The following is a 15,055-nucleotide window of genomic DNA, read 5'->3' on the forward strand; positions in this document are numbered from 1 at the left end:
GCTTCGCTCCGGGCCGGTGGGGTGGTGGGTCCGCTGCGCTCCCCCACCACTGGGACTTCCGGCTTCGCCTTCAGTCCCTGTGGCCCGCTGACGCGGGCCAGGCTGACAGCGAGGGGATGGTAGCGGTGTGGGCTTGCCTGTGCCGGGTGGTGACAGGGCATCACCCGGCACAGGGGGTCAGCGGCGTCTCGAGACCCGGCCGGCCCCGATACCCGCCACGTGGAGGGCCAGGGCAAGCAGGCCGAGCAACATCACGTTGGTGGAAGAGAACACATCGTTGGTGGCGATGTCTGCCGCGTTGATCAGAAACGCGATGAAAAACAGGACCGCTGCCGCTATACCAAGCATGAACAAGCTCCTCACACATAAGGGGTGCTGTCCCGTATGCCCCCAGCCCGCCATCACAAGCCAGACCGGAGCCGGGTAGCCGCAACCTCACCGATCCGATGCCGAGAGCACAGGCCGGTCGGGCGCAGGATCTGTGTGGGCATGGCTGGGGTCAGGCACTCGCGTGACGCGGGGCAGCATGATGCGCCGGCATGTGGACCCTTGCGGCCTGCCGGCGCAGGCGGTGAAGCCACAGGGATGTCGTGCCCAGCAGGGTGGTGAACACGGTGAGGAGGAGCAGACAAACCCACATCTGTCGGCTCCCGGGGTGCGTGATTGCGGTCCAGGTCACGGCTGAGGCCCAGAGCAGGACGCCTGCCGTGTAGTGGGTACGGACCTGGCGCAGTTGCCGTACGGCCCGGATAGAGGTCGGGTACTTCGACGTCGGTGTCATGCCGGCCCGTGTACCCGCATCCCCTGCATCCATGGGGAGACGTGCCGGTGCGGACACTTGAAGGGCGCAGCGGTGTGGGTGGCGTGTCAGGCCTGCTTTCGTGGCCTCCAGGGCTTGTTGGGGGGTGGGGGCCTTCGAGTGCGCCGCGGAGTTTGTCCTTCAGGGTTTTCGTCGGGGCTGGCTTCTCGTCCAGGGCGTGGACGAGGCGGGCTGTGGTCACTCGTATGTGGCATTCGCGGTGCCGTTGTTTGAGGTGGACCAGCCAGGCTCCGTCTGGGGTGAGGAAAGCGCGTCGGGCTGGTTCGCCTCCTGGGCGGGCGTGTCGGGCCAGGAGTGCGGGTGTGTAGTGGAGGGCGGCGTCTTCGGCCGTTGCGTGGGCTTGTGCTTCGGTGCCGTGGATGGGGTGGGTGCCTACCAGCTTCCAGTGGTGCAGTTTCAGGTCTATGCCGTCGACGCGTTTTGTCGCCCGGGTGTCCTCTTCGATGAGGACGTACCACTGTGCAGTCATGGCCGAAGGCTACCTGTGGTGTCCGGGTCGGGAAGCGAATCCTGGATTGATGCAGCATGTAAAGTTGGCAGAAAGATGGGACAGGCTGAGAGGATGATTCTTAGTCCAGCCAGTTTTTCCAGCGCATGCGAGGGGGATCGCACTGACCGGATTCAATTGCTTCCTCGTAGGAAAAGTTCCCGAAGTACACACAGTCTGGATAGACCGGCTGCAGGGCGTACCAGCAGACGGGTATCAGTGCTGTCAGCACGAGAGCGAAGATCGCGTGCTTCCAGGTGGGAGGTCCTGAGGTCGGGTGGATCATGCCGGTGATCCTATGACCCACCGTCCACTGTCATGCCTCTTGCGCTTGTTCCATGGGCAACGTCGGGTGCGAGCCGGCGGGCTGGACGGGATCGCACCGGGTCGGCCGTCTTGTGGTGTAGGGCTGAGGACTGCCAGTTCGATCTGATGCCGGAGCGCCTGTCCCCTTGTCCTTGTCATCGTCTGTGTGAGCCTGTCTCTCTGCGGCCCACGAACCGCGCCGAGCCACCCGAAGCAGGTAGTCGGAGAAGGTAAGAAGATGTCGTTGATCCCACTCAGGGAACACCAGGTGACCCAAAAGACAGCATTTCGTGAATGGATCGGATTCCCTGCAAGATCTCCAGTGCCGGCGCAGGGTGTGCGGGGGACGATCGTGTCCGCAACCGGGTCGGGTAAGACGATCACCGCTGCCGCGTGCGCGCTGGAATGCTTCCCCCACGGGCGGATCCTCGTCACCGTGCCGACCCTGGACCTCCTCGTTCAGACCGCCCAGGCATGGCGGCAGGTCGGGCACCGCTCCCCCATGGTCGCCGTGTGCTCGCTGGACAACGACGACGTCCTGGAGCAGCTCGGCGTCCGTACGACGACCAACCCGATCCAGCTGGCCCTGTGGGCCGGGAACGGGCCGGTGGTCGTGCTGGCCACATACGCCTCCCTGGTGGACCGGGATGACCCGGAAGGCCTGTGGGGCGGAGGAACGGTGCGCGGGCCGCTGGAGGCTGCTCTGGCGGGCGGGGAGCGGCTCTACGGGCAGAAGATGACGGGCTTCGACCTAGCGGTCGTGGACGAAGCCCATGGTACGGCGGGAGATCTTGGCAGGCCGTGGGCCGCGATCCACGACAACACGCGCATCCCCGCCGACTACCGGTTCTACCTCACTGCCACCCCGCGGATCCTCGCCTCCCCTCACCCGCTCAAGGGTGCGCAGGGGCGCGAGGTGGAGATCGCGTCGATGGCCGACGACCCGGACGGGACGTTCGGCGCCTGGTTGCCGGGCGCGGAGCTCGGGCTTTCGGAGGCGATCGAACGCGGGATCCTGGCCGCGTTCGAGATCGACGTCCTGGAGATCCGCGATCCCGACCCCATCCTCAGCCTGTCCGAGGAAGCACTACGAGGCCGGCGCCTCGCCCTGCTGCAGGCCGCGCTTGTGGAACACGCCGCCGCACACAACCTGCGTACGGTCATGACGTTCCACCAGAAGGTGGAAGAGGCGGCGGCCTTTGCCGAGCAGCTGCCGAAGACTGCAGCCGAGCTGTATGCCGGCGAGCCGTCCGTGAAGGCTTTCGCCGCGGCGGAGACCATGCCCGCCTCATCGATCGACGCCGCGCTCTACGGCCTCGAACCCGGCCGGCACGTCCCCCCGGACCGGGTCTGGTCGGCATGGCTGTGCGGAGACCACCTCGTCAGCGAGCGACGCGAGGTCCTGCGCCAGTTCGCCAACGGCATCGATTCCGACAACCGGCGGGTGCATCGGGCGTTCCTCGCCTCGGTACGGGTTTTGGGCGAAGGCGTCGACATCACTGGCGAACGCGGTGTCGAAGCCGTCTGCTTCGCCGACACCCGCGGATCCCAGGTCGAGATCGTCCAGAACATCGGCCGCGCGCTCCGGCCCAACAGGGACGGCTCCACGAAGATCGCCCGCATCATCGTGCCGGTGTTCCTGGAACCCGGCGAGGACCCCACCGACCTGGTCGCCTCCGCCTCGTTCCGCCCCCTTGTAGCGGTCCTCCAGGGCCTGCGCAGTCATGATGAACGACTCGTCGAGCAGCTCGCCTCCCGCGCCCACACCCACGGACAGCGCACCGTGCACATCCGGCGCGACGAGGAAGGGCGCATGACCGGCTGGGACGGCGGGAGTGAAGGTGAGGGTGAGGAACGTGGTGAGGAGCAGTACGGCGCTGCAGGCGCGGCCGAGTCCGCCCTCCTCCGCTTCTCCTCTCCCCGGGACCCGGCGACGATCGCGGCCTTCCTCCGCACGCGGGTGTACCGGCCGGAGTCGCTGGTGTGGCTCGAGGGGTACCAAGCACTCCTCCGCTGGCGGCAGGACCACCACATCACCGGACTGCACGCCGTCCCCTACGACATCGAGACCAAAGTCGGGGTGACGAAGGCGTTCCCCCTCGGGCGCTGGCTGCACCAGCAGCGCAAGGCGCGACGGGCCGGAGAACTCGACGACCATCGCACCAAGCTCCTCGACGACGCCGGCATGGTCTGGGAACCGGGTGAGGAAGCCTGGGAAACCAAACTCGCCGCACTGCGGTCCTACCGACGAGCCACCGGGCACCTCGCACCCCGGCAGGACACCCTCTGGGGCGAAGGCGAGAGCGACAGCGAGCAGCTCGCCATCGGACAACTCCTCGCCAACCTCCGCCGCAAAAGCGGCCTCGGCAAAGACCCCGAACGAGCCACCGCACGCGCGCAGCAGCTCGCGGTGATCGACCCCGACTGGAACTGCCCCTGGCCACTCAACTGGCAACGCCACTACCGCGTCCTCGCCGACCTCGCCACCGACGAACCCGACGGCGTGCTGCCCGACATCCAACCCGGCGTCTTCCTCGACGGCGACGACCTCGGACAATGGCTCAAGCAGCAGCGCAAGCCCGGCACCTGGAAACTCCTGTCGACCGAGCAGCAGGAACGGCTGACCGCGCTGGGCATCAAACCGCTTGAGCCGCCGTCTCCCGCTCCGGCGGCTATGGGTGCGACGAAGGGCCCGAGCAAAGCGCAGCAAGCCTTCCAACGCGGACTGACCGCGCTCGTGCAGTGGGTGGAACGAGAAGGCGCAGGCAGGCCGGTCCCGCGCGGTGCGGTCGTCGAGATCGAAGTCGGGGGCGAGACGGATCCGGTGCCGGTGAAGCTCGGTGTATGGATCTCCAACACACGCGCCAGACGCGACAAACTCACCATCGAACAGATCGACGCACTGCGGGAACTGGGGGTGGGATGGGCATGACCCCGGACTTCAGGTCCTGTCCGGTCTCCGGGTAGGACCTGCTTCGGACGGTCTTGTTCTCAGCCCGTCTCGTCATCGATCAAGCCGTAAGGCGGCTCTGTCTCGTCCCGGCTGAAACGGACGATCACGCGGTCCTCAATCAGCTCGGGTGGGCTGTTGTCGGCGACGATGACCTGCGCCCCGTTGCCATGACGTGCCAGCCACTGTGTGAGGTGTCGGTAGAAGTCGTCGGTGCTGACAGCGTCCGCGATGAGGGTGTCGCGGCCGGTGCCGTGTCCGAGGTTCTTCTGAGGGCTGTCGATCATGAGGAATCCAGGGTGCGATGCCCCGCTCTCGAAGGCAGTTTCGAAGACAGCCAGTTGCCAGGCGAGGGTGATGAGTGTCCTGGCTCCTGAAGATGCCACCTGGTAAGGCTCACCACGCACAAAGGGAGTCAGGTCGTTCGCCATGTGGGCCTGGCTGAGTTTGGGGTAGTGCCACTCAACAAGGAGACGGCCAAACCGCGTGCTGATCTGTCGGAGTAGCTCATTTCGGTCCTGCGTGGCATCACCCAGTTGCGCAAGTTCCTCACGAAACTGGCTCAGGTTCGCCTCTTGGCGGTTCACGACTCCGGCCCGCTTGGCCAAACCTTCTTGGAGTTTGAACGCGGTGTTCAACTGATCAATCTTGCGGGTGGCTACCTCCTTGCGTCGATGCAGCTCGTCTCGGGCCACGAGGAAGGTGGAGACGGTGGGTGAGGTGGCTTCGTCAAGGGCTTTCGCCGCACGTTGCTCTTCCAAGCTGGCAGTCTGCGCCCGCTGCCTGGCAGAGGAGAGCGAGGCGTCGAGTTCCTCGATGTACGTAGTGATCTCTTTGAGCCGGGCCTTCGTCGAACGGATCTCGGCCGCGACGTCCAGCTGCTCGGCTTGTGCGCTGATGCTGTTGACGGCCGCGGCGCCGAGGGTCAGATCAGGCGTCTCCGGCAGGTCGTGGTCACACATGCTGCAGTGCCCGTCGAGGACGTGGGGCGGGGCAGACAACGGGTTCAGGCAGGCGGGACACGTGCGGACGCGGAGCGGGTCGAACAGCTGCCGCGCTTGAGCCAGCATGCCGAGTTTGAGGAGGTCGTCGGCGTATTGGGCGCGCAGGGGAAGCATGCGTGCAAGCTGTGTTTCCCGGTCGCGCAGAACGGCGGAGGCTGTGCGGGCTTCCTCTGCAGCGCGTCGGTGGGTCTGGCTCAGTTCTTCGGCGAAGCTGGTGGCGGCGTGGGCCTGCCGGTCGAGTTCCTCAAGCTGTGCGGTGATCGCCGTCAGCTGGCGCTCGGCGACCAGGCGGGTCTGCGGGTCGGTGGCTGTTTCACCGTCTTGTTCGGCGACGAAGGCGGTGGCTGCGGCTAGCTCGGCCCGCGAACGGTTGAGGCGTCCCTCGAGCTGTTTGATGCGTGATCCGAGTTCTACGGCGCGGTCGTCGTGGACGCCGAAGACGACGTCGACGACCTGGCGCAGCTTGTGCTTGCGCGGGGGGCTGTTCTCGAAGAGGAAGTTCTTGTCAGCGACCCGTTCGTTGGGCAGGAAGGTCAGCCACATCAGGTCGCGGATGCTGAGGGGGTCGGTGCGTGATTCTGCGTTGGTTGGCGCTTCCCGTAGTTCTACTCCTTCCAGCTTGCAGTGGCTCAGCAGGAGAGAGGACAGGCTTTGGGGGTCGCCGGCCGGGGCGATGACCTTCTTTTCGATGGTGGAGAAGGAGGGCTGGTCCAGTCGTCCGCGGCGGACGAAGGCCACGGTGGAGGGCTCGCCTACGGCGCGTTCGATGATGTGGCTGTCGCCGGAGAGCTCGACTTCCAGCAGGGCCGAGCGGACCTTGCGGAGGACTTCGGGGTGTCTGGGGTGGTTCTTGGCGCCGAGACCGTAGGCGACGAACTCCAGGACGGCTGTCTTGCCGGAGCTAAAGGCTCCCGAGATGACAGAGAGATCTTGGACGCGGCCCTCTGCGGTGAAGTCGATGTCGTAGTTGCGACCGATACCCACCAGGCGCAGGCGTCGTACGCGGATGCCATGTGCTTCGGTCATCGGTCGTCCTCCGCGAAGAGCCGGTCAAGTGGCTGAAGTACTGTCCTGCCGTTGTCTACGGTTCCAAGAACGCTGGCGAGAGCTGCGGCGGGCCGGTTGTTGCCGTCGACACGCAGCCAGCCCGCGGTCTCCTTGCGCAGGCGGGCGTCACTGAAGCGACGTAGCTTTCCGACAACCATTTCGGCTGCGGTGGTGAAGGATCTGGCGTAGGTCGTGGTGAGGTGAGCGCTCAAATCACGTCCGGCAGAGGTGATGCGGTAGACGAGTCCGCCCTGCTCATTCACGGCGCTGCAGCATCCGTAGGCCACCAGCAGGCTCAAGTCATGCTGAATGCGTTCTCGGCGGCTGGTGAATCGCTGACCCGAGGACGCGTAGGAGAGCACCCGCGGGTCGAAGCCCGCAAGACGTAGCAGGGACGCCTCCCGGCTGTCCGGCTCCACCACCAGGAAGGGGTTCGCGGAGAGGAAGTCGTAGTAAGCGATGCGTTCCAGGTTCGCGCCGTACGGCTTCTGGTCGGCCATGGCCTTCATGAGAAGAAGGAGCTGCGCCAGCCGGAACTGGACCTCGTCCTCCGGCATGACTACCGGGCGGTCGGTGTCCACGGCGACTCCTCATCGTCGGTCGGAGGCTCATGCGGGGGCTGCTGACTGTGTGGATCGGTTTCGCAGTGAGCGGCGGCAACGGTGCGCCAGTGTTTGACCCAGCCGGCCTTACGGTTGTCCACGAGCCGGTGGACCAGTCCCCAGGCGTGCGCTACTTCAAGCCTCAGCTGTTTGGGCAGCTGGGGGTGCTCTGTCCGGACGTCGGCCCAGACCAGGCTGTGCAACTTGCGCAGGCTGTCGTCAGCGCAGCACTCGTTGAAGCGGGTTTCCCACACGCCGTGGAGGGTCGCGTCCGTGGACACCAGGGCGTTGACCTCCGAGGGCACGCCCTTATGGGCGATCTCGCGTGCGACCAGGTCCGCGTTGAAGAACTGGCGCTTGGCGCCATCGAGCTCTAGATGGCCGGCCTCCCTCATCTGTCTGACGAAGAGCGCAGATTCAAAGGCAACTGCCTTGTCCTCGTCTACTTCCAGGACGGTCCGGGCTTCCTCGTGGTCGGGAGGCGCGGCCGTGAATGGTTCGTAGTAAGCGCGGCGCACATGATCAGCTTCTGGAGTCCGCAGTCTGACCGTCAGCTGCGTCGCGTCCCACAAGTCGATGACCAGGTTGTGGTCACGTTCCTGGGTCTTCCTCCACTTGTCCCACCACTTCGTGGTCGGCCCATCCATGCTGGAAGGAATGCACAGGATCCACATCTTCACCGTGTGACCGTGCTCGGCCGCCTGCTTGATCACCGACTGGAAGGACTCCCTGATCGTCCGCTGGTGTGTAGCCGCGGTGACGGGATGGAAGTACTTGGACTGCCAGACCGTGATGGAGCCACCCAGGTCGCCGGCGAACGCGTCGATGCCCCAGTCACCGGGGTTGGCTGCGATGGTGCGGACACCGGGCATCGTGGCGTTCGCAAGCTCAATGATCATTTCTTCAAAGTCGTCCCGGGCACCGCCCATCCCGCCCGTACGGATCTGATGAGCTACGAAGCTGATCGGCGGCAGACCGGCCGCCATCGCAATGCGTTCTGGCACGACACCCCCCGGAGAGCACCAGACCCCATTGCACGTGCAGGTGGTGCTCTTCTCGTAACACAAAGTAAGGATGACGTTAACGCCGATCGGTTCTCCCGATCAAGAGGATGCTCAGTGCGGTCTTAGACGTCGTTTCTTATGGCTTTCGGAGCGGCATGAGAGTCTCCGGTCATGAGCTACGACCTTGCTGTCTGGGAAGGCGAGAGGCCGGCGGATGACAAGACCGCTGGCCGGGTCTTCAGTGACCTCTACGACCGATACATCGACAGCGAGACGGAAGAGTCTCCGTCCGAACGCATCGCGGCGTACGTCGCCGTGCTGCTTGAGCGGTGGTGCGACCTCACCGAGGACGACGAGGACACCTCGCCCTGGTCGACCGGCCCGCTGATCAACGAAGCCAGCGGGCCACTGATCTACTTCCCCATGCGATTCAGCATGGCTGAAGAGGCGTCGGCCTATGCGGCGGCAGTGGCCGAGAGTATGGGGCTGGTCTGCTTCGACGTGCAGCAGGACCGGCTCAGGCCGTGAGCAGGGCGTTCAGCCGGCGGTAACCGATCAGGGTCGCTGCTATGCCGACGAGGGCGAGGAAGTGTTCGGCCTTGCGTTCGTAGCGGCGGTGGAGCCTTCGGCAGCCGGCCAGCCAGGACACGGTTCTCTCCACGACCCAGCGGTGCCGGCCCAGGCGCTGTGAGGACTCGAAGGCATCTGCCGGCGACTGCGAGGGAACGGGCCGGAGTCCGCCTACACAGACCAGCACTTCTGTCGCTGAGGAGTTCAGGAACTCCGTGAACACGGACGACCTGTCCACGGAGTGGATGAAACCGGTACGCACAAGCTCTTCACCGGCCTGCCGGAGGATTTCAACGGAGGCGTCAAGGCCCCCGGCTGTGTGGCCACGCCGAGCAGCTGTGCGGATGCGGATCGCGAACAGCTTCTCGACGAGGCCGGCATGGTCTGGGGAACCCGGCGACGAAGCATGGGAGACGAAGCTCGCCGCACTCCGCTCCTACCGGCGAGCCACCGGGCACCTCGCACCCCGCCAAGACGCCCTCTGGGGCGAAGGCACGGGAGACCGCGAGCAGCTCGCCATCGGACAACTCCTCGCCAACCCCGCCGCAAAGACGGCCTCGGCAAAGACCCCGAACAAGCCGCCGCACGCGCGCAGCAGCTCACCGCGATCGACAAGGACTGGAACTGCCCCTGGCCCCTCGACTGGCAACGCCACTACAAAGTGCTCGCCGACCTCGCCGCCGACGAGGACGGTGGAGTGCTACCCGACATCCAGCCCGGCGTCCTCATGGACAGAGACGACATCGGACGATGGCTGCAGCGGCAGAAAGACCCAGGCACCTGGGCGCAGCTCTCAACCGAGCAGCGGGAGCGGCTGGCCAAGCTGGGCGTGCAACCCGCCCAGGCGCCGTCTCCCGCCCCAGTAGCCACAGGAGCGGCCAAGGGTCTGAGCAAGGCCCAGCAGGCGTTCCAACGGGGCCTCATCGCCCTCACACAGTACGTCGAACGGGAAGGCGCCAGTCGGCCCGTCCCCCGCGGCCACACCGAGCAGATCACCATCGACGGCGAGACGGAGCCGATCACCCTCCGACTGGGCATATGGGCATCGAACACCCGAGCGATACGCGAGAAACTCAGCCAGAAGCAGCTCCACGCACTACGCGAACTGGGCGTAGAGCACGGGGCGCCCGACTCGGGATCCAGCCACTGCAGGAGGCGCAGTGCCCGCTCTGGAGGGCGCGTACCGCTACGCGTAGTGGGCGGCTCCGGCGTAGGTCATCCTGAGTGCAGCGGTGAGCTGTTTGATGTCGAGCTGGTCAGCGAGGGTGAGCAGCCGTGTCGAGCGCAGGATGCGCGGCAGCAGGCCGACCGGGTTCAGGCTGTCACGGATGTGTGCCACTCGGGCGGTGTTCAGGGCGAGGGTGAGTAGTCCGCACAGGTGCAATAGCCGGGTGCCGGTCCGCAACTCCGCCTTGGACACGCCGCGCAGGGCCAGGAACCGCAGGGCGACCAGGAGTCCGACGACGGACAGGTCCACCATGGGGGCGATCAGCGGGCGATCGGGTGCGGAACACCGAGGCGCAAGGCGAGTGCCCAGACGTTGCCGAAGGAGAAGACGAAGGCCAGGGCTGCGATGACCGCCATGACCACGGTCACGGTGCGCCGGGTGAACCGTTCCTCCGCCACGAGCTCAACCTCCTCTCGGGTACCGGGTGTTCGGGACTGCTTGGTGAGCGGACAAGGGGTGTCGTCGGGTGCCGTACGGCCAGCGGTGTCGAGGAGGGCGTCCAGGAGGAAGGCGGGATCGGCAGTCAGGTGCGAGGTGGCTTCGGCGATGCGGGCGGCGTCGGCGTCGGAGACGTAGGGGGTGCGGAGTAGGGGCTGCCGTCGGCGGGCCTCGCCAACGAAGGGAAACCTGACCGAAAAGGGTCTTCCCACCGTTTTCGCCAGAAAACTAAGGCAGTTTAGTGCGGCAGGTCACACTCGGATCGGAGACTACCTACTTCCTCCCCGGAGATAACCTACCGAGCCTGTCTGATTCGTTGAAAAGATACAACCAAGCCGTCGTCTACTGGTGGGAGGATGCCAGGTGATCACGAGTCGCATTGCCGCTAGGATTGAAGATCAGTACGGAGTTGAAGCGAATTCTGTTTCTTCCCTTCTCAAGGAGGCCGAGGAAAAGGTCTTCCATGAAGCAGCGGAGGAAAAGATTACTGCCGCCGTCATAATCCTGGCGGACGGAAATGTGGGCAAACTTATCGATGCGATTGAGCTCATGGAGACCGATTGGCGGGACCTGCTCATCGCGGCAGAACTTGCCCACGCTGATTGGCCGTCAACGCTGAATGACATTTTCGGAACGGGTCACTGAGCCTCTTTCATCCTGTTCCTGTGAGGGTGCAAGGGCTGGCCAGCGGGGTTGGTGGTGACATGGTGAAACCTTCGTCGTTGGTGTGGTGATCTCACTCATCACACTGACGCCGGAGACTTCGTTGGTCCTGTTCCCTGGTCGAGTGGGTCACGATGCTCGTCGTCACCCGCGAGGGTGACCAGCGGTGCAAACTCCCCGCACCGCCGTGCGCTTGTCGCCCACGTGCACCTGCGCCGCGGCGAAACCCTCGCCCGTATCGCCACCGCCTTCGAGATATCCATACCGCGCCGCTGCTGGGTGGCCATCCCCGCGGAGAGCTCGAAGGGGGCGGTCCGCGCACGCGCGAAGGGACGCGTGACCGCCGTGCCGTCCTGCCGAGTCGGGCAAACCAAAACCTACGAGCCCTGGGAAGTGGCCGCATGCCGGGCAGCGCGGGCGAGTGACCCGCCGGTCCTCCAGGTAAGGAACCTGGCGTGCCGTCACCGCGCGTTCCTCGGGCTTCAGGCGTAGCCGTTCACGCGCGCGCTGGGGTGACCCGCGCTCCGTCCTCGCGTGCGGCCGGTCGAACAGGGTCGGCAGTCTTGGTGAGAACGTGGCGCCAGGAGATGACATGGGGCTTGCGGCGAAGGAGCGCTCGTCGTTCGCGTTCGGTCATGCCGCCCCAGACCCCGAACTCGATCCGGTGGTCCAACGCTTCCGCCAGGCAGTCGATCCGCACGGCGCAGCCGTTGCACACGTTCTTGGCCCGCTTCTGGTCCGGGCTCGGGCCGAAGAGGTCCTCCGCCTCGCCTGTGCTGCAGTTCGAGCGGGTGTTCTTGGCGGCGGACAGGCGCAGGGCAACCTTGCCGGAGCTGACATGAGGCAGTTCACGCGCGCCTTGAAGCGTCGGCTCAAGCAGGTCCAGTACTGCCGGGGCTTAATCTGCGGCTCTCTCCCCAACACTGGTCTGGTCATGGACGGCTGACTGACAGGTTCCAATCACGTTCTGCGGCCGGCTTTCTGAGGATGCGCCGGGAACGCCGATCCTGCTCTGCCCCATGGGTGGAGGCGTTCACCGTGGTCTGAAAATCCCTTGCTGCCCGGTCAGTCCGCTTGGTGGGATGAAGGGGGCTTCGACGGTGGGAGGGGACAGCTTGGCGGTGTTCGGGTGCGCGGGTTGCGGTGCGGTACTGACGGCGGCGGTGTCGGAGGTGGCGTTGCCGATCCACCTGGCCGACGCCCACTGGGAGACACTGCACCCGCCGCTGCTGGAGGCCGGATGCTACGCCGTCGATCCCGCGCCGTACGGGCCGCCGTGGCAGCAGTGGGACGAGGTCGGGGCGCGCGAGGCAGCGGCGCGGCGGCGCTTCGCGCCGTTCGGCGCGTTGTCCAAGGGACCCTCGGACACAGTCCTCCTCGCGCCCGGCGACATGCGCGGCACCAGGCTGATCCTCGAGCGGGCCGGTGGCTACTGCATGGGGATCGACGGGAGGGACGGGCCGAACCTTGCCTGCCTGGGCTGTGATCTGCCGGTCGGAACGAGGATCGACGACTGCGGGTGCTGGCAGGTCGTCCGGCTCATCCCGCAGTCGGTAGTACGGTTGGCCGGCCCGCCGGAGCGGCCGGTCATGGACTGGACGGAGCTGTTGGCCACCGGCGCGCTGTGGCACCGGCTGAGCGAGTACCGGGACATCCCGGCGGGCGTGGCTCTCGCCCAGGTGGTGGTGGCCGCCGAGGGCGCGCCGGTCGAGGTGGCGCCCGGGCCGGTCGCTGAACTCTTCGGCCGGGCACTCGGCGCTCTGCTGCCCGCCGGGGAAGGTGCGAAGCGGCTCGACCTGGCGGGACCGGGGTTCGGCGAGCCAGCCACTGACCTGGTGCTGGTGCCGGTCCATCCGCAGACCGGAGACATGTGGCAGCCGCGTGCTGGGGCGGTGCCGGTACCTATGGATGCCGCGCTCTGGGCCGAGCTCGCCTTCCCGCCACACCGGAGCCGGCTGCCGGTGGTCGGCGGGCTGCCGGCAGGCGTGGAGCGGGACGATCCGCTGCCGCCGCACCCGTGGTACCCGTTCCAGCCGTCCCGGAAGGCGTTCCGGTACACGCTCGCACGGATGCCCGCCGTCAGGGAACCGTGGCTGCGGACGCTCTACGACCGAGGATGCTGACCCGTCAGAGGTAGTGCGGACCCAGACGTTGGGTTCGACGTAGACGGCGTAGTCATGGACCGAGTCGCAGCTGGGACCAGGACGCCCCTGATCACACATGGCTGGCCGACATCACACGTTCAGCTTCAATAGTGCTCCACGGCCAGACCTTAGAACCCGGGTCGCCCATCGTCGGGGCGGGGACGCGGGCGCACCGGGCCGCTTGCTGCGGTCTCAGGGCGCTGGGAGAAGGGTGCTGGACACGAGGCGGAAGTCCTCGGAGGCCGGGGGGGCCGCGCAGGGGTGGTCAGCTGCTGGTCGTGCGGCGATCGCCTCGATAGAGGTCTCCCTCGATGTAGGTGATCGTCGAGCCGTCGGGAGGGCGTTTCACGTAGTAGAACCGGACTGGCCCGGTTCGTTGTCCAGCCGGCGGTGTGCAGGGCAGCCTTGACGGTCCTGTCTCCGCGGGGCCCGGCGAAAATGGCGTCACCGGTGGCGCCGTCCCAGTCCGGGCCGTGCGGGTTGCGGTCATGGCCGAGGATGCGCAGGACGTCGCGCGTCGCAGGAGTCAGCAGATCCTGCCCGGCCCGGCCACCGTGGCCCGCAGCAGATCCCGGAGGAGCACGAAGTCCATCTTCTCCGGTCTACGGAAGCGTAGACAGCCCTTGCCCATGTCATGGCCCGCCAGCCGCTCAGCGAACGCCTCGCGGACATCGCTGCGCAGTAGGTAGAAGGAGATGTACTGCTTCTGGCTCGCGAAGGCGATCTCCCCGATGCCATTCCGCTCATAGACGGGCATCCCGTAGGCCATCACCTCGGTGAACCCCTGCAGCTCTTCACGGCACAGTTCACGCAGCCGGGTCAGAACCACTTTGCGTTCCTCAGGCACCTCGGCGAGATAGCTGTCCACGTCTTCCGCCCGGCTTTGCACCATGATCCGAGCGTACGCGGAACGAGACACTGACCGAACATCTCAGACACGTCCTAAGGGCTGTCCCGTAACTGCAAGGAGGGGGTGAAAGTCGTCCTCAGGCCCCGTCGTGGTCTGCTGCTGCGGCCCAGCGCCCAATGTGTAGGTCGGCGTGGGCTCGGGCGGATACGAGCGTGTTTTCAAGTAGTTTGTGTAGCGATAGCGGGTATGCCGCGCGGGAGGTAGGCATGCCCAGCAGGACACGGTGGCGCATCTGCTGGTCGGTGGCTTCGGCGAACACCTGCATGGAAGCCTCCAGCCAGGCGACCTTGATGTCCTGTGCTTCGTCCAGAGCGAGATCACGTACCCCGTCGGGCCCGTACGCGGGGGAACGGTCTGCGTGCAAGGGGACATGGGCGCAGTACCAGGCCCGCACGGCACCCGCCCGCTCGGCCTCCGTGCCGACCCGTAGGTAGTCGACCAGCGCTGCCAGCACCCGGCGGCGTCCGAACGCGTAGACCGCTGGCTCGACGAACCAGCGGCAGAAGCTGGGATCCGGGTCGTAGACGGCTGCAGCCATCAGCGGGGCGAACAGTTCCTCGGGCAGACTCGCGCGTTCGAGCAAGGGCTTGCGCACCGCATGAGCGAGGTGGCGGGCAGGCCGGTCGTTCGGCTCCATGGTGACGGCTTCGATGCCCAGCAGTCGCGCCACCTCGGTCGCGCATGTCAGGAATGAACGCGGTTCTATGCTGCTCTGCTCATCTTCGGCCACGACAGCATTCTGGACTGGCCACGCGGGCAGGCTCGCCGCGTCTCCATCCACATGGCCCTCGAAGCCGAAAGCGGCGCGCTGTCCCGCGGCGTTCGCCGCAACCCCCGAACAACCCCCTGCCGGCGCCATCCACGCCTACCCCCTGCGTGAAG

Annotated in this window: 11 protein-coding genes and 4 pseudogenes; 6 read left to right on the top strand and 9 right to left on the bottom strand. The window is 66.2% G+C overall.

Going from position 1 to position 15,055, the window contains the following annotated elements; all coding sequences use genetic code 11:
* Positions 1 to 177: 177 nt before the first annotated feature.
* Positions 178 to 348, bottom strand: coding sequence for a hypothetical protein (locus tag ACGFZF_RS17410; protein WP_356609584.1), 171 nt, complete (start codon positions 346 to 348; stop codon positions 178 to 180).
* Positions 349 to 1,851: 1,503 nt separating this feature from the next.
* On the opposite strand from ACGFZF_RS17410, the gene ACGFZF_RS17415 reads away from it, so the two are divergent.
* The gene (locus ACGFZF_RS17415; protein WP_393555607.1) at positions 1,852 to 4,545 is read left to right on the top strand and encodes a Helicase associated domain protein; all 2,694 of its coding nucleotides are present in this window, start codon (positions 1,852 to 1,854) and stop codon (positions 4,543 to 4,545) included.
* Between the two features lie 59 nt (positions 4,546 to 4,604).
* Here the strand turns inward: ACGFZF_RS17415 and ACGFZF_RS17420 are convergent, their stop codons facing one another.
* The 3 genes from ACGFZF_RS17420 to ACGFZF_RS17430 are packed head-to-tail and all read right to left on the bottom strand — an operon-like array spanning position 4,605 to position 8,220.
* Positions 4,605 to 6,593: a DNA recombination protein RecN gene (locus ACGFZF_RS17420; RefSeq protein WP_393554948.1), complete on the bottom strand. Its 1,989-nt coding sequence runs from the start codon at positions 6,591 to 6,593 to the stop codon at positions 4,605 to 4,607.
* Entirely contained in the window at positions 6,590 to 7,195 is a 606-nt protein-coding gene (locus ACGFZF_RS17425) for an ABC-three component system middle component 2 (protein ID WP_393554950.1), read from the bottom strand. Before ACGFZF_RS17425 ends, ACGFZF_RS17420 begins: the two co-directional genes overlap by 4 nt.
* Positions 7,174 to 8,220 carry a serine/threonine protein kinase gene (locus tag ACGFZF_RS17430; RefSeq protein ID WP_393554952.1) on the bottom strand — a complete coding sequence of 349 codons (1,047 nt, stop codon included), beginning with the start codon at positions 8,218 to 8,220 and terminating at the stop codon, positions 7,174 to 7,176. Before ACGFZF_RS17430 ends, ACGFZF_RS17425 begins: the two co-directional genes overlap by 22 nt.
* Before the next feature lie 171 nt (positions 8,221 to 8,391).
* On the opposite strand from ACGFZF_RS17430, the gene ACGFZF_RS17435 reads away from it, so the two are divergent.
* Positions 8,392 to 8,748 (top strand): hypothetical protein, encoded by a 357-nt coding sequence (locus ACGFZF_RS17435; RefSeq protein ID WP_393554954.1) that lies wholly within the window; start codon positions 8,392 to 8,394, stop codon positions 8,746 to 8,748.
* Here the strand turns inward: ACGFZF_RS17435 and ACGFZF_RS17440 are convergent.
* Positions 8,738 to 8,917 (bottom strand): annotated as a pseudogene (locus tag ACGFZF_RS17440) (transposase); the annotation flags it as partial. The gene ACGFZF_RS17435 and the pseudogene ACGFZF_RS17440 overlap by 11 nt on opposite strands.
* A 225-nt stretch (positions 8,918 to 9,142) precedes the next feature.
* On the opposite strand from ACGFZF_RS17440, the pseudogene ACGFZF_RS17445 reads away from it, so the two are divergent.
* Positions 9,143 to 10,159: pseudogene (locus ACGFZF_RS17445) on the top strand (helicase associated domain-containing protein); the annotation flags it as partial.
* Here the strand turns inward: ACGFZF_RS17445 and ACGFZF_RS17450 are convergent.
* Positions 10,133 to 10,416 (bottom strand): annotated as a pseudogene (locus ACGFZF_RS17450) (DUF2637 domain-containing protein); the annotation flags it as partial. The pseudogenes ACGFZF_RS17445 and ACGFZF_RS17450 sit on opposite strands and share 27 nt — an antisense overlap.
* Before the next feature lie 403 nt (positions 10,417 to 10,819).
* Here ACGFZF_RS17450 and ACGFZF_RS17455 point away from each other — a divergent pair.
* Both ACGFZF_RS17455 and ACGFZF_RS17460 read left to right on the top strand, forming a co-directional pair.
* Entirely contained in the window at positions 10,820 to 11,101 is a 282-nt protein-coding gene (locus ACGFZF_RS17455; RefSeq protein ID WP_393554955.1) for a hypothetical protein, read from the top strand.
* 152 nt (positions 11,102 to 11,253) lie between these two features.
* Positions 11,254 to 11,383: pseudogene (locus ACGFZF_RS17460) on the top strand (IS5/IS1182 family transposase); the annotation flags it as partial.
* 232 nt (positions 11,384 to 11,615) lie between these two features.
* Here ACGFZF_RS17460 and ACGFZF_RS17465 read toward each other — a convergent pair.
* Positions 11,616 to 11,930: a WhiB family transcriptional regulator gene (locus ACGFZF_RS17465; protein WP_393555609.1), complete on the bottom strand. Its 315-nt coding sequence runs from the start codon at positions 11,928 to 11,930 to the stop codon at positions 11,616 to 11,618.
* Positions 11,931 to 12,234: 304 nt separating this feature from the next.
* On the opposite strand from ACGFZF_RS17465, the gene ACGFZF_RS17470 reads away from it, so the two are divergent.
* Positions 12,235 to 13,242: a hypothetical protein gene (locus ACGFZF_RS17470; protein ID WP_393554957.1), complete on the top strand. Its 1,008-nt coding sequence runs from the start codon at positions 12,235 to 12,237 to the stop codon at positions 13,240 to 13,242.
* Between the two features lie 547 nt (positions 13,243 to 13,789).
* Here ACGFZF_RS17470 and ACGFZF_RS17475 read toward each other — a convergent pair.
* Positions 13,790 to 14,155 (bottom strand): iron chaperone, encoded by a 366-nt coding sequence (locus ACGFZF_RS17475; protein WP_393554959.1) that lies wholly within the window; start codon positions 14,153 to 14,155, stop codon positions 13,790 to 13,792.
* A gap of 94 nt (positions 14,156 to 14,249) precedes the next feature.
* Positions 14,250 to 14,903: a hypothetical protein gene (locus ACGFZF_RS17480; RefSeq protein ID WP_393554961.1), complete on the bottom strand. Its 654-nt coding sequence runs from the start codon at positions 14,901 to 14,903 to the stop codon at positions 14,250 to 14,252.
* Positions 14,904 to 15,055 lie beyond the last annotated feature (152 nt).

It is taken from the genome of Streptomyces sp. NPDC048338 (assembly GCF_043201055.1).
Classification (GTDB): domain Bacteria; phylum Actinomycetota; class Actinomycetes; order Streptomycetales; family Streptomycetaceae; genus Streptomyces.